The sequence below is a fragment of the Polyangiaceae bacterium genome, from assembly GCA_015075635.1.
In the GTDB taxonomy this organism is placed as follows: domain Bacteria; phylum Myxococcota_A; class Polyangia; order Polyangiales; family Polyangiaceae; genus JADJKB01.
Genome location: JABTUA010000001.1, coordinates 2,245,066 through 2,269,195, shown reverse-complemented (window position 1 = coordinate 2,269,195; position 24,130 = coordinate 2,245,066). Strand labels below are relative to the sequence as shown.

The 24,130-nt window shown below is 70.6% G+C and carries 20 protein-coding genes; 13 read left to right on the top strand and 7 right to left on the bottom strand.

Going from position 1 to position 24,130, the window contains the following annotated elements; genetic code table 11:
- Positions 1–295: 295 nt before the first annotated feature.
- A complete protein-coding gene (locus HS104_10255; protein ID MBE7480349.1) occupies positions 296–1,444 on the bottom strand; it encodes a hypothetical protein in 1,149 nt (382 codons plus the stop codon).
- 139 nt (positions 1,445–1,583) lie between these two features.
- Between HS104_10255 and HS104_10250 the strand changes: the two genes are divergently transcribed.
- The 3 genes from HS104_10250 to HS104_10240 are packed head-to-tail and all read left to right on the top strand — an operon-like array spanning position 1,584 to position 4,851.
- Complete coding sequence (locus tag HS104_10250) at positions 1,584–3,839, top strand: glutamine--tRNA ligase/YqeY domain fusion protein (protein MBE7480348.1); 2,256 nt, start codon at positions 1,584–1,586, stop codon at positions 3,837–3,839.
- Positions 3,836–4,366 carry a TlpA family protein disulfide reductase gene (locus tag HS104_10245; GenBank protein MBE7480347.1) on the top strand — a complete coding sequence of 177 codons (531 nt, stop codon included), beginning with the start codon at positions 3,836–3,838 and terminating at the stop codon, positions 4,364–4,366. The genes HS104_10250 and HS104_10245 overlap by 4 nt, the downstream gene beginning before the upstream one ends.
- Positions 4,363–4,851, top strand: a complete 489-nt coding sequence (locus HS104_10240; GenBank protein MBE7480346.1) for an LEA type 2 family protein — start codon at positions 4,363–4,365, stop codon at positions 4,849–4,851. Before HS104_10245 ends, HS104_10240 begins: the two co-directional genes overlap by 4 nt.
- A gap of 8 nt (positions 4,852–4,859) precedes the next feature.
- Here HS104_10240 and HS104_10235 read toward each other — a convergent pair whose 3' ends face one another.
- Complete coding sequence (locus tag HS104_10235; protein MBE7480345.1) at positions 4,860–5,924, bottom strand: hypothetical protein; 1,065 nt, start codon at positions 5,922–5,924, stop codon at positions 4,860–4,862.
- Positions 5,925–6,092: 168 nt separating this feature from the next.
- Between HS104_10235 and HS104_10230 the strand changes: the two genes are divergently transcribed.
- A complete protein-coding gene (locus HS104_10230) occupies positions 6,093–8,453 on the top strand; it encodes a hypothetical protein (GenBank protein MBE7480344.1) in 2,361 nt (786 codons plus the stop codon).
- 2 nt (positions 8,454–8,455) lie between these two features.
- Here HS104_10230 and HS104_10225 read toward each other — a convergent pair whose 3' ends face one another.
- Together HS104_10225 and HS104_10220 are read right to left on the bottom strand one after the other, a co-directional pair.
- The gene (locus tag HS104_10225) at positions 8,456–9,343 is read right to left on the bottom strand and encodes an SUMF1/EgtB/PvdO family nonheme iron enzyme (protein ID MBE7480343.1); all 888 of its coding nucleotides are present in this window, start codon (positions 9,341–9,343) and stop codon (positions 8,456–8,458) included.
- A gap of 254 nt (positions 9,344–9,597) precedes the next feature.
- Positions 9,598–10,158, bottom strand: a complete 561-nt coding sequence (locus tag HS104_10220; GenBank protein ID MBE7480342.1) for a VOC family protein — start codon at positions 10,156–10,158, stop codon at positions 9,598–9,600.
- Positions 10,159–10,237: 79 nt separating this feature from the next.
- Here HS104_10220 and HS104_10215 point away from each other — a divergent pair, with 79 nt between their 5' ends.
- A complete protein-coding gene (locus HS104_10215) occupies positions 10,238–11,389 on the top strand; it encodes a glycosyltransferase family 2 protein (GenBank protein MBE7480341.1) in 1,152 nt (383 codons plus the stop codon).
- Positions 11,390–11,613: 224 nt separating this feature from the next.
- On the opposite strand, the gene HS104_10210 is transcribed toward HS104_10215, so the two are convergent.
- A complete protein-coding gene (locus HS104_10210) occupies positions 11,614–12,870 on the bottom strand; it encodes a TIGR04013 family B12-binding domain/radical SAM domain-containing protein (GenBank protein ID MBE7480340.1) in 1,257 nt (418 codons plus the stop codon).
- 99 nt (positions 12,871–12,969) lie between these two features.
- Between HS104_10210 and HS104_10205 the strand changes: the two genes are divergently transcribed.
- Together HS104_10205 and HS104_10200 are read left to right on the top strand one after the other, a co-directional pair.
- Positions 12,970–13,644, top strand: a complete 675-nt coding sequence (locus HS104_10205; protein MBE7480339.1) for a PDZ domain-containing protein — start codon at positions 12,970–12,972, stop codon at positions 13,642–13,644.
- Positions 13,641–14,237, top strand: coding sequence for an alpha-ketoglutarate-dependent dioxygenase AlkB (locus tag HS104_10200; protein MBE7480338.1), 597 nt, complete (start codon positions 13,641–13,643; stop codon positions 14,235–14,237). Before HS104_10205 ends, HS104_10200 begins: the two co-directional genes overlap by 4 nt.
- Here HS104_10200 and HS104_10195 read toward each other — a convergent pair.
- Together HS104_10195 and HS104_10190 are read right to left on the bottom strand one after the other, a co-directional pair.
- A complete protein-coding gene (locus HS104_10195) occupies positions 14,215–15,036 on the bottom strand; it encodes a hypothetical protein (protein ID MBE7480337.1) in 822 nt (273 codons plus the stop codon). The genes HS104_10200 and HS104_10195 overlap by 23 nt on opposite strands.
- Positions 15,037–15,097: 61 nt before the next feature.
- Complete coding sequence (locus tag HS104_10190) at positions 15,098–16,060, bottom strand: hypothetical protein (GenBank protein ID MBE7480336.1); 963 nt, start codon at positions 16,058–16,060, stop codon at positions 15,098–15,100.
- Positions 16,061–16,144: 84 nt separating this feature from the next.
- Between HS104_10190 and HS104_10185 the strand changes: the two genes are divergently transcribed.
- From HS104_10185 to HS104_10160, 6 genes are all read left to right on the top strand, one after another.
- On the top strand, positions 16,145–17,959 hold the full coding sequence (locus HS104_10185) for a sel1 repeat family protein (protein ID MBE7480335.1): 1,815 nt from the start codon (positions 16,145–16,147) through the stop codon (positions 17,957–17,959).
- Positions 17,960–18,007: 48 nt separating this feature from the next.
- Positions 18,008–18,703: a hypothetical protein gene (locus HS104_10180; protein ID MBE7480334.1), complete on the top strand. Its 696-nt coding sequence runs from the start codon at positions 18,008–18,010 to the stop codon at positions 18,701–18,703.
- 3 nt (positions 18,704–18,706) lie between these two features.
- Positions 18,707–19,585 (top strand): hypothetical protein, encoded by an 879-nt coding sequence (locus HS104_10175; protein ID MBE7480333.1) that lies wholly within the window; start codon positions 18,707–18,709, stop codon positions 19,583–19,585.
- Positions 19,586–19,626: 41 nt separating this feature from the next.
- Positions 19,627–19,968, top strand: coding sequence for a hypothetical protein (locus tag HS104_10170; GenBank protein MBE7480332.1), 342 nt, complete (start codon positions 19,627–19,629; stop codon positions 19,966–19,968).
- 3 nt (positions 19,969–19,971) lie between these two features.
- The gene (locus HS104_10165) at positions 19,972–20,793 is read left to right on the top strand and encodes a chemotaxis protein CheR (GenBank protein MBE7480331.1); all 822 of its coding nucleotides are present in this window, start codon (positions 19,972–19,974) and stop codon (positions 20,791–20,793) included.
- A 72-nt stretch (positions 20,794–20,865) separates the two neighbouring features.
- Entirely contained in the window at positions 20,866–24,123 is a 3,258-nt protein-coding gene (locus HS104_10160; GenBank protein MBE7480330.1) for a HEAT repeat domain-containing protein, read from the top strand.
- The last annotated feature ends 7 nt before the right edge of the window (positions 24,124–24,130 follow it).

Genomic DNA, 24,130 nt, shown 5'->3' with positions numbered 1-24,130 from the left:
GGCTCACTGAGCATAGGGGCAGGCTGGCGAATTGGCGAGGTCCGGCGGCGAGAAAAGTACGGAAGCCCCCGGGAAAGCCCTTGAAATATCAAGGCTCCGGCTCCGAGTGAGGGCAAGACCACGAACACCAGCAGGCGCGCTGCGAGGAAGATCAGCCCGAACAGCAACGCGGGCAGGCCGGAGTGGGGCCCGGGCGAGAGCAGCGCCGCCACGAAGCTCCACTCCGCGGCCAGCCGGAGCATTCCGGCGTGGCCGAGGAGCAGGAGCCCGGCCCCGAGCAGGGTGCGCCGGACGTTCACCCTCGCCTCCAGCGCGCCGCCGGCTGCGCGGTGAGCATGGCGAAGACGATGGCGTTGCCGAGGGGACCGCCGGAGGCGAAGGTCAGCTCGGATCCGCGCTCGACCGGCGCGCCGAACAGGTGGAAGGCGCGGTAGAGCTCGACGAAGCCGGCGCGGTCCGCGTGGGCGCGGCAGCCTGACAGCGCGAAGCCCATCGCGGAGATGCTCCAGCCGAAGATCAACGGCCCGGAGTCGATGTCGCCGGCACGCCAACTGGTGCCAGGCAGGTACTCCCGCACCACGCCGAAGCCAGCGACGCTGCCCGCGAGCTCACGCCGGAGCGCGCGGTGCAGCGCGAGGGACGCGCCCTCGTCGGCGAAGGAGAGGAAGTACGCGCCGAGGGCGGTGCCCGAGCCCCGGGGGGCGTCGGCCGGGGCGCGGTTCGGATCGAGCGCCTGGTAGAGCAGGCCGGAGTCGGGATCCACGAAGCGAACCGGGAGCAGGTCGAGCCAGCGCTGCACCACCGCGGGCGGCTCCTCTCCGAGGGCCCGCGCGCGCAGCGCCAGGGAGGCGACCGCCGCCGCGTTGTCCACCGGGTAGATTTCCCCGGGGTAGGTCTCGATGCTGAGCGAGGGCGCGGCCTCGAGGCGGCGTTCGAGGCTCTGGCTGATGCGGTCGTTCAGCGTCGCGAAGCGCTGCTCGGGCTCGACGAAGCGCCTGAGCGAGAGCGCGAGGTTCGCGTAGCCCAGGTACGCGGCGTGACCGTCCTCGGAGTCGAGCGAGTCGAGGGGGTCCGCTCGCCAGGCCTCGGCGTCGAAGGTGCGGGCCGGCGCGGACAGCACGGCGTCGAGCGCTCGGTCCATCCGAGCCAAAGACTCCGTCGCGAGCTCCGGGTGCTCGCGCGCCGTCTGCCCGAAGCCGAGCGCCGCCATCATCGCGGTGCCGAAGAACCACTCGCCGTCGAAGCGACGCGAGCCGGTGCTGAAGCGCGCCGGCTCGAGCTCGCGCACGTGGCGATCGACGTTCGCTCCGAACGCGCCGACGCGCGCGCGGTCACCGCCGAAGAACGCCTCGGCTCCGGTCTGACACAGCCGGCGCGGTACGACCAGGAATGCAGCCGCGAGCGCCAGCAGCGCGGCCGCCCATGCGATCCAGTTTCGACCCATTTCTCGCTTCGACGGCCGCCCGTCGAGGGAGATTCCCCTCCCCACGGTTTCTCCACCGAGCCTCCACACGCTCCGGGGGTCTCGGCTGGTGAACCCGGGCGGAGCAGCGTAAAGTCCGCGGTCTTCCCGAGGTGCTCCCGTGACCGCCCCCGACCGCCCCAAGGACTTCATCCGCGACATCATCGACGCCGATCTGGCCGCCGGGCGGCACCAGTCCGTCGTGACCCGCTTCCCCCCGGAGCCCAACGGCTACCTGCACATCGGGCACGCCAAGAGCATCTGCTTGAATTTCGGCATCGCGAAGGACTACGCCGGGGTCTGCCACCTGCGCTTCGACGACACCAACCCCACCACCGAGGACATCGAATACGTCGAGGGCATCCAGCGCGACATTCGCTGGCTGGGCTTCGACTGGGGCGACAAGCTGTTCTTCGCCTCCGACTACTACGCGCGGCTCTACGACTTCGCCGAGGAGCTGATCCGAAAGGGCCTGGCCTACGTCTGCGATCTGAACGAGCAGCAGATCAGCGAGTACCGCGGCACCATCACCGAGCCCGGCAAGCCGAGCCCGTTCCGCGAGCGCTCCGTCGCCGAGAACCTCGACCTGTTCCGGCGCATGCGCGCCGGCGAGTTCCCGGACGGCTCCCGGGTCGTGCGCGCCAAGATCGACATGGCGTCGCCGAACATGAAGCTCCGCGACCCGCTCCTCTACCGCATCAAACACGCGCACCACTACCGCTCGGGCGATGCCTGGTGCATCTACCCGCTCTACGACTTCGCGCACCCGCTCTCCGACGCCATCGAGGGCATCACACACTCGATCTGCACGCTGGAGTTCGAGAACAACCGCGACATTTACGACTGGCTGATCGACAACGTCGAGCTCCCGGCGCGGCCCCGGCAGTACGAGTTCGCCCGACTGAACCTCACCTACACGGTGATGAGCAAGCGCAAGCTGCTCGAGCTGGTCGAGAGCGGTCGAGTGAGCGGCTGGGACGACCCACGCATGCCGACCATCGCCGGACTGCGCCGCCGCGGCGTCACGCCGGAGGCCATGCGGAGCTTCGCGACTCGGGTTGGGGTGGCGAAGAACAACAGCACCGTGGAGCTCGCGCTCTTCGAGCACACGCTGCGCGAAGACCTGAACGAGAGGTCGCCGCGCGTCTTGTGCGTGCTCGACCCGCTCGAGGTCGTGATCGAGAACTACCCGGAGGGCCAGATCGAGGAGCTCGAAGCGGCGTATTGGCCCCACGACGTGCCCAAGCAGGGCAGCCGCAAGCTGCCGTTCTCGCGCCGGCTCTTCATCGACCAGAGCGACTTCGCGGAGAACCCGCCGAAGGACTTCTTCCGGCTCGTGCCCGGTCGCGAGGTGCGACTGCGGCATGCCTACGTGATCAAGTGCGAGCGCGTCGAGAAGGACGCCTCGGGCAAGGTCACCCGGCTCGTCTGCAGCTACGACCCGGCCACTCGGGGCGGCGACAGCGGCGGGCGCAAGGTCCGTGGCACCATCCACTGGGTCAGCGCCGCGGGCGCGCTCGACGTCGAGGTCCGGGTCTACGACCGGCTCTTCCAGACCGAGCTCCCCGGCGCCGAGAGCGGCGATCCGCTCTCGGATCTCAACCCGGACTCGCTGGTCGTGCTGCGCGGCTGCAAGGCGGAGCCGAGCCTCGCCGAAGCGGCGCCCGGCGACCGCTTCCAGTTCGAGCGCGAGGGCTTCTTCTTCGTCGATCCGAGCGACAGCAGACCCGGCACGCCGATCTTCAACCGCACCGTTGCGCTGAAGGACACCTGGGCCAAGCTGGTGCAGAAGGCGGAGCCCAAGGCCGAGGCTCGCAAGGCGGAGCCGAAGAGCGCGGCCAAGGCGGCCCAGCGCGAAGGGCTCTCGACCGCGGCGCGCGCCCTAGTCGAAGCGCACCAGCTCTCGCCGGAGGACGCGCGGGTGCTCGGAGAGCCGGGCCCGTTGCGCAGCCTGTTCGACTCGGCGCTGCCGCACCACGACAACGCCCGCGCCGTCGCCAGCTGGATCGTCAACGAGCTGCCGCGCAGCGACGAGCCCCTGCCCTTCGGCGGGCAGGAGGTCGCCGAGCTGGTCGCGCTGATCGACGCCGGCACGTTGAGCGGCGCGCTCGGCAAGAAGGTGCTCGGGGAGATGCTCGCAGGCGGCGGCTCGCCCAGGGCCATCGTGGAGAAGCAGGGGTTGCGCCAGATCGCCGATCCGGCGGCGCTCGTGCCCATCGTCGAGGCGGTGCTGGCCAGGAACGCCGACACCGTGGCCCGCTACCGCGCGGGCAACAAGAACGTGCTCGGCGCCCTGACCGGGATGATCCTGCGGGAGACCCGCGGCCAGGCGAACCCCAAGCTGGTGAGCCAGCTCTTGCTCGAGAAGCTCGGGTGACGGCGCCAAAGCCCCGGGTCCCCTGGCGCAAGCGCGCGCTCCGCATCGCGCTCGAGATCGGCCTCGTCGCCGCCGTGTACTTCGGCGTCAGCGCCTGGCAAGGCCGGAAGCTGCTCGGCTCCGCGAGCCCCGCGCCGGCGTTCAGCCTGCGCTCGTTGGACGGAAAGCAGGTCGCCCTCGAAGATCTGCGTGGCAAGCGCGTGCTCTTGCACTTCTGGGCCACCTGGTGCGGGGTGTGCCGGCAGGAGCACGGCGCGCTGAACGCCGTCCAGGCGGGGCTCGGGCCAGACGAGGTGCTGCTCAGCGTGGTCGCGGACTCCGAGGATCCGGAGACCGTGCGGCGCTATGCCGCGGAGGCCGGCATCCGCTACCCTGTGCTCTTGGCCGACGCCAAAGTCGTTCGCGACTACCGGGTGGGCGCGTTTCCCACCAACTACTTCGTGTCGAAAGCCGGTCAGATCACCGGACACACCGTGGGGATGAGCACGCGCTTCGGGATGAACGCGAGATTGGGGTGTGCGAGATGAAGAAGCTGTGGATCGCGGGCGCCTTCTGCCTGATCGCGTGCTCGAAGCCCGAGCCGCCGAGGATCACGCCCCACTCCGCCCGGGTGACGGCGCTCACACCGCTGGCCATCGGGATCGCGCTCGAGCTCGACGTCGAGAACAAAAGCCCCTACCCGCTCGTGGTGCAGGAGGTGAGCGGCACGCTGAAGCTCGGCGCGGGGCAGGAGGTGGGCCGCGCGCGCTCGGAGCCGAAAGGCAACGTGCCGGCGCGCGCGACGACGCGCCTGCCGGCGGAGCTCTCGGTGCCGTGGACCGGGCTCGGCGCGCTCGCGCCGCTGGCAGCGAGCGGCAAGCCGGTGCCGTACTCGTTCGAGGGCACGGCGAAGGTGGGTGGCGCCAAGCTCAACCTGGACGTGCCGTTCACGGTGAAAGGCGAGATCACGCAGCAGCAGATCCTCCAGGCTGGGTTGCGCGGGCTCGGCGGGATGATCCCGCTCGCGCAGTAGGCCCCGCCTCACCAGGTGTAGCCTCCGCCGGCGGTGACGATCAGGAAGTCCGACACGTAGATGGCCATGGCGGTGATGGTCCAGCGCCGCAGCTTGGCGGTTCCCGCGTTGTACTTGGGAAAGCTCAGCGTGATGGCCGGACCGTGCGCGACCCCGCTGGTGCTCTCTTCGTTCTCCGTCCCCCCGACCTTGGTCGTGGTGAACGTCGCGGCGGCGCCCAGGCGGTAGCCCAGGAAGACGCCAAACCCGCCCTGCTCGAGCGTGCTCGGATCCATCGCGCCGAAGCTGAGCCACTGGTACCCCGCGGTCAGCGAGCCCGAGACGGTCGCCTGCTCGTATTCCGTCTCAGTTCCCGCGGCCGAGACCTTCCCGAAGCCACCTTGGAAGGTCCCCATCAGATCGACACCGACGCCGCTCCAGCCGCCACCCTCGGGCCCGGGGAACTGGCCGCCGGCCATCAGGCGCAGCCCGCCCTGGATCGAGTAGCCCATGAGCGTCAGGTCGAGGTCTCCGGTGCTGGTGCCGTACAGGCCGGACAGCTCGAGCGCGCCGCCCAGATCGTACGACGGCGGCGTCACCACGCGCCGGACGCTCTGCCCCTGAAGCCCGAAGCTCACCCCGCGGCCATCCACGCTGGTCGCGGTGTTCTCGCGACAGATCTCACCGGGTTGGTTGGCGCAGTCGCGGCTGGTCTCCTGCCGGGCGCCCCCACTCGGGGCGATCTGGGTCGTGCTCGGCGCGCTCGCTCCGGCGAGTGCGCTTCGGTCCGGGACCAGCGCCACCACCTTGACCTGGGCCCAGGACCAGGTCTCTTCGCGCTTGTCGGGGTGCTGGAACGTCACGAAAGAGCCCGGTTCCTGGCGCAGGACGCGCACGTACAGCACACGGTTGTCGGCAGTCACGAGCACGTCCCAGTTGTTGGTGGCCGCACCCGGGGTCGGGTAGCTGGGGACACTCGCCGGCGCGGGGGTCGAGCTGGGAGGCGGGGCGACGTCGCCCGCGGGCTGCGCGGCCGCGATCAGGGGGCAAAAGACGAACAGGGCGAAGGGTAACGTTGAGCGGAACGGGGGCATGAAGTCTCCGGAAGGCGCAGCGTCGAGCCGCGGTTGGAGGGCGAAACCTGCAACCCTACCAGCGACCTTCGAGATTTCGTAGGTCCAAAGCGTCGGTCGCGTTCTCGAGCCGAAGTCGGGCCGGCTGCCGCGCTCGCGCTTTGCTGCCGAGCAGCCTAAACTGCCGGCATGGGCCGGGAGAGAACACGCTTCGGCGCGTGGGGAAGAGGTCTGACCTTCGCGGGCGCCGCGCTCGTGGCGTCCGCGTTCGCGGGCGCGTGCGGCTCGGACGACGCGGAGGAGCTCCGGCGAGCCAAGCTGGCCGAAGGCTGCTTGCTCAACACCGACTGCAACTCGCCGCTCGTCTGCGCCTTCCGCAAGTGTCACACCGAGTGCAACGAACAGCGCGACTGCCCGGACGGCGAGCTCTGCGTCCCCACGGACAAGCCGTTCAAGGTGTGCATGTTCGAGAGCGAGCAACAGTGCGACTTCAACAGCCAGTGCCCGGAGCGCTTCAAGTGCGTCTTCGGCAAGTGCCGTCCCGAGTGCAAGACCGCCAAAGACTGCGTCCCCGACCAGGCGTGCGCGGAGGGGTCGTGCGCGGTGCAGGCCGAGGTGGACGAGAACGGCCGGCTGATCAACTCCCAGGATGCCTCGCCGGTCGGCAACTCGTGTGTCTACCACTCCGATTGCGAAGGTGAGCTCAAGTGCATCGGGGGAGCGTGCTTGCCCGAGTGCAAGACCGGCGAAGATTGTGCAAGCGGCGTCTGCAGCGCCACCGGCAGCTGCGTGACGGGGGTTCCGGATGGCGGCGCTGGCCCCGGCGCCTGCGCGAACGGCGTGAAAGACTCGGCGGAGTCCGACGTGGACTGCGGCGGGGCGTGCGGCGCTTGCGCCGGAGCCGCCTGCACCAAGCCGAGCGACTGCGCGAGCCACGTCTGCACGGCGCAGAAGTGCTCTGCGCCGAGCTGCGGCGACGGCCTGCAGAACGGCACCGAGTCCGACATCGACTGCGGCGGCACCAGCTGCCCCAAGTGCCCCGCGCCCAAGGGGTGCTGGACCGCCAGCGACTGCGCCGAGGGCAAGTGTGCCGCTGGGACCTGTACGACCCCGGGATGCACCGACGGCACCAAGAGCGGTAACGAGACCGACATCGACTGCGGCGGTGGTCAGTGCAGCCCCTGCGCCGATGGCAAGGGCTGTGGCGCGAACGCAGACTGCTCGAGCGGCGCCTGCGTAGCGAAGGCCTGCAAGCCCGCCGGGCCCTCGACCTGGGTCGAGGCGATCGTCGGCACCCCGCGGGTCGTCGCCGACCCCGCCGGCAATCTGGTCGCGGCGGGCACGTTCGTCACGGGCCAGGACATCGGGGGAGTCCCGCTCAATTCGAGCGGCGGCAACGAGCTCTTCGTCGCCAAGCTCACCCCGGCCGGCGCGTCCCTGTGGGTCGTCCGCCTGGGCGGAACTGGTGACGATCAGCTGGTGGATGTCAGCGTGGACTCCAAGGGCAACGTGATCGTCGCCGGCAACACGAACAACGGGGCGTCGTTCGACAAGCCGCTCGGCTGCGCGACCCGCGGGATGTTCGCCATCAAGCTGAGCGCGGACAAGGGCAGCGAGCTCTGGTCGCGCTGCATCAGCGTGCCGGCCGCCAGTGCCGACGGAGAGCAGTACTCCGTCGGCGTCGACGCTGCGGACGAGGTGTACGTCGGCGGCCGCTTCTACGGCACGTTCTCGTTCGGCGGCACCCAGCTCTTCGAGGCGAACTGGGCGGGCTACCTGGCCAAGTACTCCGGGGTGACCGGCGCCGTTGCCTGGGCGAGGCCCCTGAAGACGATCAACGGGGGTTCGGTCGGCGCTGGACCGCGCGCGCTCCTGGGCGACGGGAGCAACGTGCTGGCGGTGGGCGAGTTCATCTCGACCCTCGACCTGGTCGGCAAGCAGCTGGTCAGCACGGTCGCCGTTACCTCGGACGTTTACGTCGCGCGCTTCTCCGGCGCGGACGGCGCCGTGATCGATGCGCGACGGTTCGGCGACGCGGGCAACGACCTGGGGCGCGACCTCTCCAAGGACGGCGCGGCGGGGCTCTTGATCGCCGGCTCGTTCGTTGGCCAGGTCGATTTCGGGAGCGGCCAGGTGGTGGCGAACCAGGGCAACACCGACGCCTTCTTGCTGAAGCTCGACGCCGCCACGCTCACGACCGCCTGGGCGAAGGGGTTTGGCAGCAGCGCCTTCGACTACGGCGTGTCAGTCGCGGTGAAGGGCAGCGGAGAGGTGGCCTTCGCCGCGGAGATCGGCGGCGCCGTGGACTTCGGCGGCGGCCCGGTGCAGCACGTCGGCTCGTCGGATCTGGTGCTCGCGCGCTTCAACCCGCAAGGCGGCCACCTGTACTCGAAGAGCTGGGGCCACATCAGCGCCGACTCTCCGACCAGCGTAGCGTGGGTCGGGAGCGCCCTCGGCTTGGCGGGCAAGTACAGCGGCGGTTCCCTCGACTTCGGCACGGGCCCGCTGCCCGCCGCCAAGACGGCGTTCTTCGCTCACCTGGTGCCGTAGCTCTAGCCAGAGTCCTTGCAGCAGCGGAAGCCGGTCGAGTAGTCGTGGTACTTCGGCTCGTGGCCGATGGTGACGAAGCCGCAGCCCTTACCGTGCTCGTCGCCGGTCGAGTAGAAGCCGCCCATGAAGATGCCGTGACCGGTGTTCACGCCGATCTTCTTCCTGATGTCGTCGCGCAGCGGGAGCTTCTGCTCGAGCGAAGCGTCCACGACGTCGCTGACCCACTCGTGCACGTTGCCGACCATGTCGAAAGTGCCAGCTGCGTTCGTGCACTCGGCGTGCTCGGCGGTCTTGGCCAAACCGCCCGGCGTAGTGTTCAGCTCCGGTGCATTGAAATGCTTCGCGTAGTCCCAGCGCCGCGGGTCGTTGCCGAACAGCTTGCCGAGCAGGTGGGGCTTCATCACGTTGCAGGCAGTGCGCTTCTCGTGCCAGCCGTAGGGCCAGGTCGCGCCCTTGTCGCCGCGACAGGCGCGGTACCACTCGCCGAGCGTGCACAGGCGCTTGCCGGCGGCCTCGCACGCCGCCCGCGCTTCGATGCGATTCACGTACGCCTGCGGGAAGACCCCGCTCGACGAGCGCGCCGCGTAGCTCACGCCCTTGTCCGGGCGCTGGTTGTGCGGGTGGACGCGCGCGGGCTCGCTCGCGAGCACCAGGTGTGCCTCCCAGCGATCGACGCAGGCCTTGCCGACGCGGGACATCTCCGGCGGGCAGGGCCCCGCCGGCGCCGGTGCCGCGGGCGAAGCCGGCGTCACCGCAGCGCTCGCTGTCGGGGGCGGAACCGGCGCGACCGACGCGCTCGGGCTGGGCACCTGCTGGTCCTCTGCGCGCGCGGGCCGGCAGCCGAGCGCGAGCGGCAACAAGAGGAGCGGGGCCCGCGAGTCGAGTCGCACGCCCCGAGTTGTGACACGGACGGCGCTCACCGCCCAAATTCGGGTGTCCCTAATTCGCGCTCCGCTGGCGGCAGCAAACGCCACGCGACACTTCCGTTCGGTCGAAACAGCCGGCGCCGGTGCCGGCCGGTTTTCGCACCTTCGCCTCAGTGGCGGATCGAGATCTGATCATGGCCAAACAGTACGGGTGATTTCAGGGCTCGGCCGTCCGCCGAGCGGCGCGCATCGAGCCGCTCCGTCGCACGCCGCGCCCCCTAGCGCCTGCTCTTCTTGGCGGCCTTCTTCGGCGCGGCCTTCACCTTGGCCGCGGGGGTGGTCTTCGGCGCGGCCTTCGCCTTGGCCGCGGGGGTGGTCTTCGGCGGGGCCTTCACCTTGGCCGCGGGGGTGGTCTTCGGCGCGGCCTTCGCCTTGGCCGGGGGCGTCGCCTTGGGTGCAGCCTTGGCGGCCTTCTTCGGCGCGGGCGCCTTACCCGCCTGCCAGAGGCCGATCCAGTTGCCGGCCGGGTCCCTGAAGCCGGCGATGAAGCCCATGCCCGCGTCGAGCTTCAGCTTCGGCATCGCGATCGTGCCGCCGGCCTTCGCGATCTTCTTCAGGTGGGCGTCGATGTCCGCGACGCTCACGAAAAAGGTCACGCCACTCTGGCCGTCCATCGACTTGCTGATGCCGCCCTCGATGCCGCCCTCTTCCTTGGCGACCATCATCATGCTGCCGTCTGGCGACGGGCTCATCCTCCACGCGAAGATCTTCTTGTAGAAATCCTGAAGCGACTTCCCGTCCGACCCCGAGACCTGAAACCAGTTGACCGGATGTCCCATGAGCGCTCCTCGTCGAGGTTAGGGGCGAACGCGTACCACGCTTGCCGAGCAGGGTCAGCGGTGGCAGCGTCGGCCGCCGATGCCGCCGACGGTCTGCCTGAACATGATCGTCAAGGACGAGGCGCGGGTCCTGATGCGCTGCCTGGACTCGGTCAGGCCCTTCGTGCAGAGCTGGGTCATCGTGGACACGGGCTCGACCGACGGCACTCAGGAGCTGGTCCGCCGCCTGCTCGCCGACCTGCCCGGGGAGCTCCACGAGCGGCCGTGGCGGGATTTCGGCCACAACCGCACGGAGGCCCTGGAGCTCGCCCGGGGTCGCGCCGACTACACCCTGATCATCGACGCCGACGAGATCCTGATCCCGGACCCTGGCTTCCGGCTGCCGGAGCTGACGGCGGACGAGTACCTGACCTTGCACGCCGCCGGTGAGAGCCCGACCCGCTTCTTCCTGCCCCAGCTCGTCCGGAGCTCGCTGCCTTGGAAGTACCGCGGCGTGCTCCACGAGGCCATCTACTGCGAGGTCCCGCACACGAGCGAGAAGCTCAACGGCCTCCTGTGCAAGGGCTTCTTCGACGGCGCTCGCAACGCCGACCCTCAGGCCAAGTACCGGAGCGACGCGCGGGTGCTGGAGGAGGCGCTGAAGACCGAGCCCGACAACGCCCGTTACGTCTTCTACTTGGCGCAAAGCCACCGCGACGCTGGTGACCTCGAGGCGGCCATCGGGGCCTACGCGCGGCGCGCCAGCATGGGCGGCTGGGCCGAAGAGGTCTTCTACTCCCTCTTGCAGCTCGGCGTGCTGCTCGAGAAGCAGGGCGACCCCTTCGAGCCGGCGCAGGCGGCGTACCTGCGCGCCTACCAGTTCCGCCCGACCCGCTCCGAGCCGCTCTGCGAGCTGGCCCGGCACCACCGCGAGGCCAAGGACTACGCGCTGGCGCACCTGTTCGCGAGCCAGGCCCGGCGCATCCCGCGACCGGACGACGTTCTGTTCCTGGACGAGTCGGTGTACGCCTGGCGCGCGCTCGACGAGTACGCCATCGCCGCCTACTACGTGGGCGAGCATCGGGAGTCCCTGGCTGCCTGCGAGCGCCTGCTCGCCGAAGGCAAGCTACCGGAGAGACACCGCGAACGCGTGGCGAAGAACCGGCAGTTCGCGCTGGATGCGCTGGCAAAGGCGCCGCCGGACAGGCGCGACAAGAACCGCGCCAAGCAGCAGCGCAGGCAGCGCCGCTAGGGGGGTGTCCCTAATTCGCGTTCCGCTGGCGGCAGCAAACGCCACGCGACGCTTCCGTTCGGTCGAAACGGCCGGCGCCGGCCCCGGCCGGTCTTCGCACTCACGCCTCATTGGCGGATCGAGCTCCGATCATGACCAGACTGTTCAAGTGAATCCGGGGCTCGGCTGACCGCCGAGCAGCGCGAATCGAGCCGCTCGGTGGCACACCGAACCAAGGACAACCCCTAGCCTCCGCGCCGTTTGACCAGCTCTCGAGCATCGAGCAGCTGCCGGCGCCACTGACCGTAGAGCGCACCGCTCGACTCGAGCCGGTTCATCGCCGAGACCACGTCCGGCTCGAGCGGCTCGGGGCGCGCCCGCGAGAGCGGGGTGCCGGGCAAGGGCATGAAGGAGTGGTTGTGCACCCGAGCGCCGAGGCCGATCAGCTTCTCGGCGAAAGCGAGCGAGGCGCGGCGCTCGTCGCCGGTCTCGCCCGGCAGGCCGAACAGGAAGTCCACGTCGGGGCGGAAGCCGGCCTCTGCCGCGTAGCGCACCGCCCGCTCCACCTCCGCCACGCCGTGCCCGCGGTGCGAGGCGGCGAGCACACGCTCGGAGCCCGACTGCCCTCCGATCACCAGGTTGTCGTTGTCCACGTAGCGCCTGAGCACGGCGAGCGCTTCGGGCGTCACGTGCTCGGGCCGCACCTCGCTCGGGAAGCTGCCGAAGTAGAGCTTGCCTTCCGCGGGCAGCTCGGAGCGCACCGCGGCGAGCAGCGCCTCCACCTGGCCGAGATCCGGCTCCTCGCCGCTGGCGCCGTAGGACAGCGCCGTGGGCGTGACGAAGCGCGCGTAGCGGGCGCCCTGCTCGACCATCGCCCGCACGTGCCGGCGGACGTTCTCGACGCTGCGGTGCCGAAAGCGCGCCTTGAAGGCGAAGGGCGTCTGGCAGAAGGAGCAGGCGTAGATGCAGCCGCGAGTGAGCTCGATCGGGTTCCACTTGCCGTAACGCAGGTTGAAGGCTGGGAAGTCGTCGAGCGGCCGGCGCGGCGCGGAGCCGGTCGCCGTGTAGACGCCGTCGAGCAGAAAGGACGTGCCCGGGATCTCCGGGAGGGATCGGCGTTCGCCGAGCGCGGCGACGAGCTCGACGAAGGTGCTCTCGCCCTCGCCCCGGACCACCAGGTCGAAGCCGGCCCGGAGCGTCGCCTCCGGCTCCGCGGTCGCGTGCACGCCACCGGCGACGTGCCTCGCCCCAGGAGCGAGCGCCCTCGCGCGCCGGAGCTCGGCCTCGGCCCAGGGCGCGTCGCCGGAGTAGAACGACCACGCCACGAGCACCGGCCTCCCGGCGCTCTGTCCGTGCGCCACCGCCGCCCCAATCGCGTCGAGCTTCGGAGCGAACACGACCTCGGTGCCGGCGGTCCGTGGGTCGGCGTCGAGGGCCGCGGTCACCACGTTCAGCGCCGTGATCCCGGTACGCGCGTGGACGGCGACGACGAGGGGGCGCATCTGAGCCGTGGTTCTACCCGCCGAGCCGGGCTGAGTCGATTCCAGGAAGGACCCGGGGTGCGGCTCGAATCAATCGCCGGTGCTATCGTCGAACCTGCGATGCGACCGATAGCCTCCCTGTTCCTCGCGGCGGCGCTCCTCGGCGGTCCGGCCGTCGCCCAACCGAAGGCCAAGCCCAAGCCCCCGGCAGCGGCCCAAAAGCCCCCGGCCTCGTCGTGGAGCTTCTCGTTCAAGAGCGGACGCGGGCGGCTCGGGGTGAACGCCACCGACATGACCGAGGAGCTCCGCGACTACTTCGGCGCCCCGAAGAACGCCGGCGTGCTGGTGCAGCGCGTGGAGCCCGGGACCCCGGCGGCAAAGGCGGGGCTCAAGGTCGGCGACGTGATCACGCGCGTGGGTGGCGAGCCGGTCGAGAGTCCGAGCGACGTCTCGCGCGCCCTCGCGGACAAGAAGAACGGCGAGCTGGTCCCAGTCAGCGTGGTGCGCGGGCGCCGCGCGCTTCAGCTCCAGGCCAAGCTGGACAGCGATCCGCCCGCCGACAGCGGCATGGACTTCGACTTCTCCTTCGAAGGCTTCGGGGATCTGTTCAAGGGCATGGGGCCTGGCAACAGCAAGCAGTTCTTCAAGCAGTGGCAGTGGAAGTGGCCCAACGACGGCAAGGATGACGCTCCGGCAGATCCCGATCGCATCGAGAAGCGCATGAAGGAGCTCGAGAAACGCTTCCGGGACATGGAGAAGAAGCAGCAGAAGCCGCCGGCGAAGACCAAGGCGTGAGAACCGAGCTCTCGCTCTGCTCGTGGCTCAGGCTGGAGCCCGCGTTCATCGGCGCCCGTGAGTCCGGAGCGCTGCTCTCCGCGCTGGTTCGCGAGCTCGCCTGGGAGGCGCGAGAGATCGTGCTCTTCGGCAAGCGTATCGTGCAGCCGCGCTTGATCGCCTGGGCCGGCTCGGTGCCGTATCGCTACTCGGGGCAGACGCTGCCGGCTCGAGAGCCCTCCCCCACCCTGGCGGAGCTGATGGAGCGCGTGGAACGGGCGACCTGCGGCGACTTCAACCACGTGCTCGTGAATCGCTACCGCCACGGGCAGGACAGCATGGGCTTCCACTCAGACGACGAGCCAGAGCTCGGCGAAGACCCCTTGCTAGCGTCGCTGTCTCTGGGCGCGACTCGGCGCTTCGTGATCCACCCCAAGAAGAAGAGCCTGGGCATCGCGTCGCGCACGCTCGAGCTGCGAGACGGCGATCTACTGGTCATGGGCGGCGCCTTCCAGCACGAGCTCCGGCACGGCGTGCCGAAGCAGCCCGGAGTGAGCGCGGAGCGCGTCAACCTGACCTTCCGGCGCCTCATCACCTCGCCAGGAGGATCCTGAGCGTGACGCGGCGCTTCTGCGGATCCGGCGGAGGAGCGTCGGTGCCGCCACCGTAGACCGCCTCGGTGACCGCGATGGTGGTGAGGCGCGCGGCGTCCACGCCGTTCTGCAGCAAGAGCTGCCGCACCGTCTTGGCCCGCTCGTTCGCGACGGCGGGGTGCTCGCCCGGCGAGACCTGCCCGACGATGGCGACGCACTCGATGCCCGGCGTCGCCTTCATCCGCTGCGCGATGGCCGTGGCCACCTGCGTCGCCTCCGGGCTGGCTTCGGCAGAGGCCTGGGCGAACATCACGACCTCCGGCATTTGGGCGGCCTTCTTGGTGAGCTCCGGCAGCTTGTCCTGGGTCGCCTGCGACTCGAGCTGCGCGCAACCACGGATCTCTTGAGCGGGAGCCGCCCCGGTGGGCTGGAAGGGCGGCAGGGCGATGCTCATCCTGCCCGGCTGGCAGCTGCCGGGCGGCGGCGCCGCCATCTGGCAGGCCGCGCTCTGGTTCCGCTGGAAGTAGGCGTCGAGCTCGAGCTCGTGGGCGCTCATCACCTTGATTTCCTCGCGCAGCGCCGGCGGCGTGAAGTTCGGGCTCGAGGCGTTCGGCTGGGGCTCGTACACGACCTCGAAGACGCCGTGCGGCGCCGGGAACTCGACCTGGCGGATCTTGAGCACCGACTTGAACGTGCAGGTGCCGCTCCACGGAGCCTCGGCGGCGCAGTGCCGCTCCGAGGGACCACCGCAGGCGAAGAACGACGAGACGAAGAGCGCGCCAGGCAGCGCGCCGATGGCCCAACGAGCGAGCGATGCCATGCGGCGAGGCTAGTGCATCACCCGAAGGCGGGCCAGCCACGCGCGCCCGCAACGCTTGCGCTCAAGGCACCAGCACGACGGCGCCGTCGAGGACCGCGATGTCGCCCTCGACCTTGATCTTCATTCCCCCTTCGAGCCGAGAGTAGCCCTTGGCCGGGAACGCTCCGTCTTCGGCCAAGAGCCACCCGCTCTCGAGGCGCGCGAGCTTCACGAAGTGACGCTGGCCCTCTGCCCCGGCGTAGGGCGCCGGATCGTGGACCACGAGCATGTCGGGGGCCGGGCGGCCGGACTCGTCGATGCCGGCGCCGACCACGGTGAGCCAGTGCCCACCGTGACGGCGGAAGAAATCCGCGCCGTATTTGCCAGGCGTGTACCAGCCCGCGTGGATGACCGCGACGCCGCCTTCGTCCAGGGCCTTCGCGATGAACCCGAGCTCGGCGCTCTTGACCCGGGTGGTGAAGCGCGCCGGATGTCCTCGCCAGCCTTGGTACTGAAGGCGGCGGTAGCCCCAGCCGCTGTCGCGGAGGAAGGCGTGCAGACCTCGGAGCAGATTGTTCGTGCCGGTGCCGCCGTTGGGGGTCGTTCCCATGTAGCGGCCGGAGCCGAGCTGACGCACCAGCTCCAGCTGGCGCGCGCGCGGCGATTCCCCCGGCGGGATCAGGGTTTCGCGACCCTGCGAGGCGAGCCAGGCCAAGCCGTTCGAGACCGCCACCGGTCCGCACCAGGACTCCCCGCCCCCGATCACGCCGAGGGCCGGATCGGTCTGGGTCAGGTCGGGCATCGGGCGAAGGGCGGCCGTCAGGCGTGCCTCTTCCTGTTCGCGGGCCCTGCGTTCGGCCCGCTCGCGCTCGAGCGCGATCGCGACCGAGCTGCTCAGCCGGAGCGCAGGCGTCCCGAGACCGGTAACCAAGCGAAAGGGCTGGCCTCGGGCGGTCTGTGCCTCCGCAGACGAGAGCCCGAGACGCAGCGCCAACAGGCCGGCGACGCCGGTGACGATCAGCGAGAGCCAGGCTCGTTTGCGCATCCGCCGGGGAGCCTACGTGCTCGCCCCGAGGCCGTCAAAGTCGCGGCGCTTCCACTGGCCGGGCCTTTCCGTATCATGCGCGCCATGTCGAACCGGACCGGGACCTTCATTCTGCGTTTCCTCCTCGGCGCGAGCGCCGCCAGCGCCGTCGTGGCGTGCGGTGCCGGCGGCGTCGGCAATGCCGTTCGCCCCAAGGAGTCGAGCGCGACCGAAGCCCTCGAAGAGGGCAAGTGCCAGGGCGTGGGCGAAGGCGGCGAGCCGTTGGTCGTGGACTGGAAGCCGGAGCAGCGTGGCGATCTCGAGATCGCAATGAAGGAAGGCGTCGCTGTGGTCGGCTACAGCTGCGAAGGCATCAAGCTGCTCAAGGAGTGCCACATCGAGGGCAACTACGGCTACATGGGCATGACCCGCAAGGAGCAGGTCGTGCGCCTCAACAACTCCGACGAGGTACGCGCCAACCTGCCGCTCAGCGGGGTGAAGCTCAGCGCGGAGCTCAAGCGCGGCTCGTCCCTCGACGTGGCCATGGTCATGGTCGGCAAGCAGAAGACCACCTGGAGCGAGCCGACCAAGACGGACCTCAAGGGCAAGTGCGACGGCGCGACCCACTTCGTGCGCGGCGCGACGGTCGGCGCCTTCGTGATGGAGACCAACACCAGCGGCGAGGCCAAGGCCGCGGCCGCGTTCTTCGGCGCCGAGACCGCCGGTGCCTCGGCCAGCAAGCGCCAGGTCCAGAACAAGGACGGTGACCTCGGCGCCTGCAAGTCCGCCACCTCGAGCGCGACCAACGCGCCGGATCAGTGCGGCGCGCCGGTGCGCCTGCTCCTGGTGCCGATCGCCAAGGAAAAGGCCGCGGACGACAAGGCCCCGAAGGCGCCCGCGGTCGAGCTGGCGAAGCAAGAGGGCGGCTGCCCGGCGGGCCTGGTGCTGGCGGAAGGCAAGTGCACCAAGGCCGCGGACGCGCCCGCCTATCAGTGCAAGGCCGGTGACGCCAAGGACTGCGAGGCGCAGTGCGGCAAGAACCACGCGGGCAGCTGCGGCGCCCTGGGCGTGATGCACGCGACCGGCAACGGCGCGGCCCAGGACGCGGCGAAGGCGGCGCAGCTGTTCGAGAAGGCGTGCGGCGGCGGAGACACGCCGAGCTGCGTGAACCAGGGCCGTTTGCTCGCCGACGGCAGCGGGGTCGGCAAGGACGAGGCCAAGGCGGCGGACCTGTTCGACAAGGCGTGCACCGACGGCGTGGCCGAGGCCTGCGGCTTCTTGGGCGTGCTCCTGGCCGAAGGACGCGGCGTGGGCAAGGACACGGGCAAGGCCGCCGAGAAGCTCAAGCTCGGCTGCGACGGCGGCTACGACAAGAGCTGCGGGCGCGCGGCGCGCCTGTACGCCAGCGGCGACGGCGTCGCGCAGGATCTCGGGACGGCGCTCCAGCTCTTCACCAAGGCGTGTCGCGGCGCCGACGCCGCAGCCTGCAGCGAGCTCGCGCAGATGCACGAATACGGCAAGGGCACGAGCAAGAACGCCATGATCGCGGAGATGCACTACCGCCGCGGCTGCTACATGGGCAACGCGGACGCCTGCGCCGATCTCGGCCGGCTCGAGGCGGCCAAGCCCGGCGGCGCCGACGGCGCCAAGCGCAGCTTCACCATGGCCTGCCAGCGCATGAGCAGCTTCGGCTGCGCGACCATGAAGCTGATGTACGGCGGCAATTCCCCCTTCGTGCCGAACCCCAAGGACACCATGGAATGGCGGAACACCTGCACCAAGGGTGACCTCCGAGCCTGCACGCGGCTCGGCGTGATCAACGCGGCCACCGGCCAGACCGCGGGCGCGAAGATGGATCTCCAGCGCGCGTGCACGGGCGGCGACCAGTTCGCGTGCCTGGCGGGCAAAGCCATCAAGTGACCCATGGAGTAGTTGACAAGCACCGCCCTTGTCCCCGACCGTTCTCGGGTGATCGCCCGCGTTTCCCTGGGACAAGCCGCGCTCGTGCTGCTCGCGCTCCTGGCCTGCAACTCCTCGGCGCAGAAGCCCGCCGAAGATCCCGAGCCCGCTCCGCCGCCTCCGGCGCGCACCGCAGCGCCCATCGTGCAGCAAGAGTACACGCCGCCGCCGGCCGCGGGCGAGCCAACGCCGGTGGCGACCGCCGCCGAGAGCGACGCGCCGGAGATCAGCCGCTCTGCCGGCGTTGCCGGCGGCGCCGTCGTGCTCTGGCCGCGCATCGTGCTGCCGCGTGACGCCGGCAAGCCGGATCTGGAGACGCTCAAGCTCGCTGCCCGCGCGCAGTCGCGCCTGGCAGACATCGCCCGCAAGGTGCTCGGCAACGTGACCATCGACATGCGGCCCGAGCCCGAGCGCGTGTGTCCGAAAGCGGGCTGCAAGGGCGTGTCGCTGGGGATCCTGTTCGCCAAGGCCGGCGGCGGCTGCTCGCTCTTCGCGCTGGTCAGCGCGCCGGGGACTTCGCCGCAGCGCATCGTCCCCTGGTCGCCGGGAGCGGTGAAGCTCGCCCAGGACAGCGTGGCCTTCCGCGAGCCCGCCGAGAAGATGGTCAAGGTCACGGACTATGCGCAGTGCGCGAAGCTGCCCGACGACCTCGCCGCCAAAGACTCCGACATCGAAGCGGCGATTCGTTCGGCCGCCGGCAAGTAGCTCATGCGCGCCCGCGCGTTCGCCCTGGCGCTGCTCGCGCTGCCTGCCCAGGGCCGCGCGGACGAGCTCGCGGTCGCGACGGATGGCGGCGAGCCCGGCCCGGGTGCAGCGGTGAAGACCCAGGTCGCGATCGGGTGCATGCGCCCGGGTGCGCGCTGCGAAGATCCGCGGAGCTCCCACGAGGTCGCGGGCCTGTTCGGCATCCGTGGGGGCGAGACCTCCGTGCACGGGCTCGACGCCAAGGCCGGCGTGAGCCTGCACAGCGTCTCGACCTCGTACGTCACGAGCCGGCGCGGCGGGGTGAGCGCCCGGGCGGGACACTTCGCGTTCATCGGCGGCGGCCGCGGCGGCATGGAAGGCGGCATCGGCCTCGACGTCGGCTTCGGGCTGTACCACGCGGTTGGCGACGACCACGGCCCGTTCTCGCGGCTCGGCGGCCGCGGGTTCTTGCTGGGCAATCCCGTGTTCTTCGCCTCGCTCGTCGAGCTGCCCCAGCTCCAGCTCGGCTACCAGCTGCTGAAGCGAGAGCTGCACCTCGAGCTCGCGGCTCGTGGCGGTCCGGTGCTCGCCGGTCGCGTGAACCCCGATGACGAGCGCCGTCGGCTGGGCGGCAGCTTCGAGTGGGGCGGCCACCTGGCGGTCGGGGTCGGACCTTTGAACCTGGGCGTCGAGCTCAGTCACGTCGAGCCCGGGGAAGGTGACCCCCACGGTGGTGTGGACATCCTCTCTGCGCTCCTGTGCGGGGGCGCGCGCTACACGGGGGCCTGCTTCGACGCGCGGCTGTTCCGCGCCGCCACCGACCGGCGGAACGAGCCCGTCCAGACGGTGCTGTTCGGCGTGAGCCTGGGCTCGCACACAGGGGAGCCGCCGTCGGGCCACTGAGCCCTGGGCACCCGCCACGTCCTGGGTCAGACTGGTTTCGCTTGAGCCAGCTCAAAGACGACCACCAGTGGGTGATCGAGGAGCAACGCGCACTCGACATCACGAGCGCGGAGGAGTTCGACCGCATCGCCTTCGCGATGCGCGCGCTCAGGCTGCTCAGGCCGCCGATGACGGTGGCGGTCTACCCGCGGACGCGTTCGCTCTCGGTCGAGCGGGGCCGGGACCTCTCGACGGAGCCGACGGGGACCTGGGCCATGCTCGGCATTCCCCCGAACGCGAGCCGCGCGCACATCGCGCTGGCGGTGGCCGAGCTCGCTCCCGCAGAGCAGCGGCCGTGGCTGCTCGACCTGTTGGCGCTCGGCGCCCACGACGCCCGAGACTAGGCCTTGGCCATCAGTCACCGCGAGCTCTTCGCCTGGGCCTTGCCGCGCCTGGGGCTCGAGCCGCGCAGCTTCGAGCGGCTCGGCAAGCAGGTCCGGAAGCGCATCGGGCGCCGCGTGAGCGAGCTCGGGCTCGGAGACCTGTCGGCCTACCGCGGCTATTTGGAGACTCACCCCGAGGAGTGGCAGGAGCTCGACGCGCGCTGCTATGTCACCATTTCGCGCTTCTTCCGCGACCGGGCCGTGTTCGAGCTGCTCGAGCGAGTGGCGCTGCCCGGGCTCGCGGCCCAGGCCGAGGCCGACGGACGGCACGAGCTCTCGGTCTGGAGCGCCGGCGCCGCAGGGGGCGAAGAAGCCTACAGCCTGGCGCTGCTCTGGCGCTTCCGCTTGGCGCCTTCGTACCCGGGCCTCGAGCTCCGCGTGCTCGGTACCGAGATCGATCCGGTGAGCCTGTCGCGGGCCGCTCGGCGGCGCTACCCGCCGGGCTGCCTGCGCGAAGTACCCGCGGACATCCGCGAGGCCGCGTTCGTGCGAGTCGGAGCCGAGCTCGAGCTCCGCGCGGAGCTGGCCAACGGAGTGCGCTTCGAGCACGAGGATCTCCGCCAGGTCATCGCCGCGGGCCCCTTCGACATGATCTGCTGCCGAAACCTCGCCTTCACCTACTTCGACTCGGCCACGCGCCCGGCGGTGCTCGCCGCGCTGCTCACTCGGCTCCGCGGCGGCGGCTACCTGCTGATCGGGCGGCGTGAGTCGCTCCCGCTCGCTCTGCCGGCCTTGCACGAAGCGAGCCCCGACTCGCGGCTCTATCGCCTCGCGGACCGGCCCTGAGCCCGCAGATTCTTCGCCAGAGCTTCGCCCCGCGCGCCGACCGGGTCGCTATATTCGTCACAGCGACCCGGCATGAGCGACAAGGTCCCCGCCCAGGCACGGATCGGCGCCGTCCTCGGCGTGCGCCCGGGCGAAGGACGTCGCACGGGCCTGCTCTTCGTGCACCTGCTCCTGGCCTCGGCGGTGTTCATCCTGGGCCGCACCGTCCGCGACACGCTGTTCCTGAGCCGCTATTCGCTCGCGGCGCTGCCCTGGATGTTCGTGCTCTACGGAGTCGCCTCGGCCATCACCGCCGTCGTCTACAGCCGCTACGCCGACAGGATCCCGCGCCACGTCGCCATCGTGACGAGCGTCGCCATCGGCATCGCCTCGTACCTGGGAGTCTGGGTCCTGGTGCGGACCGGTGCGCACTGGATCTACCCGGTGTTCTACGTCTGGTCCGAGGTCGCGGCGAACCTGTTCATCGTACAGTTCTGGACGCTGGCCAACGATCTGCACGACCCGCGCTCCGCCAAGCGCTTGTTCGGCACGATCGCTGCAGCGCGCATCCTGGGCGTGGTCCTCGTCGGCACCAGCACAGGCATCATCGTGCGCGTCATCGGCACGGCGCAGCTCCTGTTCGTGCTCGCGGCCATTATGGGCGGCATGGCCGTCGTCGCGCTCGCGCTCGCCAAGGAGCCGCGGCCGGTGACCGAGGCGCCGAGCACCACCGCGAAGAGGGACCACGCGGTCGGCTCGGATCCGTACGTGCAGTCGCTCGGGCTGTTCCTGTTGCTCGCCTTCACCGCGCTCACCGTGGGGGACTACCAGTTCAAGGCCATCGCCCGCGCCACCTTCCGCGAGGACGCGCTGGCGCAGTTCTTCGCGCTGTTCTACGCCGGAACCGGCATCGTCTCGCTCGGCTTCCAGCTCCTCGTCACCCCGCGCCTGCTCCGCCGGCTCGGTGTGGGCTGGGGTATGGCCGTGATGCCCGGCGTGTTCGGCGGCGCCAGCGTGCTCCTGCCGTTCTTGCCGAACCTGGGCATCGCCAGCGCGATGAAGTTCGCGGACAACGGCTTCCAGTACACCATCCACGAGACCACGCTGCAGGCGCTGTACGTGCCCTTCCCCGCGGCGGTGAAGGCGCGCACACGCGCCATCCTGGACGCCATCGTCAAGCCCGCCGCCTACGGAGTGGGCGGCGTGCTCCTGATCCTCCTGGCCGAGCGCATGGCCGTCGAGAAGCTCGGCTTCGTCACGAGCGGCGTCGTCGCGCTCTGGCTCGTCAGCGTGCCGCTGGTGCGACGCCGTTACCTGACCAGTCTCGAGGCCACGCTGAGCGCCCGCGGGACCCTGGCCCTCGACGCCGACTTCGTGCTCGACGCCGCCAGCCGGAAGGCGCTGCTCGCGGTGCTGGAGCGCGGCAACGCGCGGCACGTGCTGGCCGCCCTCGAGCAACTGGGCTCCGACTCCACTCCGGAGCTTCGGGCTCACGTCGAGCGCTTGGCGCGGAGCGACGATCCGGACCTGCGGCGCGCGGCGCTGGAGAAGCTCGGCACGCTCCCGGGCGCGTCACCCGATCCGGCCAGGGCGGCCCTCGAGGACGACGACGCCTACGTGCGGCGCGCGGCGGTGAACGCCTACGCCAAGCTGGCAGGGGACGAGTGCGTGGACACCCTGGTGGCTCGTCTCGACGACCCGCACCAGGACGTGCGCGTCGCCACCATCGCCGGGCTGCTCCGCGACGCTGGAGTGGAGGGCGCCATCGTCGGCGGCTCGCGGCTCGAGCAGCTCATCGTCTCGGGCGAGCCCGCTCAGCGCACCGAGGCGGCGCTGGTGCTGGGTGCCGTCGGCCCCGGCGCGTACCGTCCGCTCAAGAAGCTGCTCGGCGACGCCGATCCAGCCGTGCGCCGCGCGGCACTGCGCGCCTGCGAGGCAGTGGCCGACCCGCGTCTGGTCCCGCTCCTGACCGAGCTCCTGCACGACCCCGCGGTGCGGCTGCGCGCGGCCAACGCGCTCTCGGCCATCGGCGCGCCCGCGCTCGAACCACTGCTCGCGCTGATGGCCAATCCAGAGACCCCCCGCGACGTCCGCCTGCTCGTCCCCCGGGTGTTGCGGCGCATCCCGACTCCCGCGACCTACCAGCGGCTGTTCTCCCAGGTGGACGCGGCCGACAGCCACCTGCGCCTGCGCATCCTCGGCGCGCTGTCTCGCCTGCGCCAGTCGCTCAAGCGCCCCCCGGAGCCCATCGAGCGCCTGCGCGTGCTCCTGCGGGCGGAGCTCGAGCGTGGCTACCGAAACCTCGCTGGCTGGGACGCGGCGCGCCTGCGCTTCGAGACGCCGCTCCTCGGAGAGGAGATGGACTTTCGTCACACCCGCGCCATCCGTCGCATCCTCCGCATCCTGGAGCTGCGCTACGATCCGGAGCCGCTCCGGCTGGTCCGCGAGCGCATCGAGGAGCCGACCCGCCGCGCGAACGCGCTGGAGGTGCTCGACACCATGCTCGAGCCCATGCTCCGCCCGATGGTGATGCGGTTCTTCGACGACGTGCCCGCGCGCGAGCTGGTGAAGAAGGCTGGGGACCTCGGCCCGGAGGCGGCCCCGTCCGCCGCGGACTTCATGCGCGAGGAGGCGGCGCATCCGAACCCCTACATCACGCTGGTGGTGCTGGACGCGCTCGCGCGGCACGGCGATCCGCTGGCCGGCGAGCTGGGCGAGGCCGCCGCGAAGCGGCCCGAGGCCCTGGCCCGCGAGGGAGCCGTGTTCGCCCTGGCGTCCGGCCCGCCCGAACGCGCCCGGCCCGTGCTGGCCGTGCTCAGCCAAGACCCCGATCCGAACGTCGCTCGTCATGCCAAGCTCGAGCTCGCCCGTCTGAGCGGCGAGCCGCTGGAGGCCCAGATGCACTCGACCGTCGAGAAGGTACTGTTTCTGAAGAGCGCACCGCTCTTCGCCAAGGTCACCGGCGAGGATCTGGCTCCCCTCGCCCACGTCGCGGAGGAGCAGACCTACGCCGCGGGCACGCACATCTTCGAGCAAGATGAGCCCGGCGACAGCCTGTTCGTGGTCGTGCGCGGGCACGTCGCCATCGTCCACGACGGCGATACGGTCGCCACGCTGGGCCCCGGCGAAGCCTTCGGCGAGATGGCCGTGCTCGACAAGGTCCCGCGCAGCGCCAGCGCCATCGCCCAGGACGAGTGCGAGGTCCTGCGCATCGGCAGCCCGGAGTTCTACGAGATCCTGCACGAGCAGGTGGAGATCGCCGCTGGCGTGATCCGCATGCTGACCCAGCGCCTGCGCGAGGCGACCAGCGCGAGCGTGGACGAGAAGCGGCAGCGCCTGACCAGCTTCTGAGGGCGGA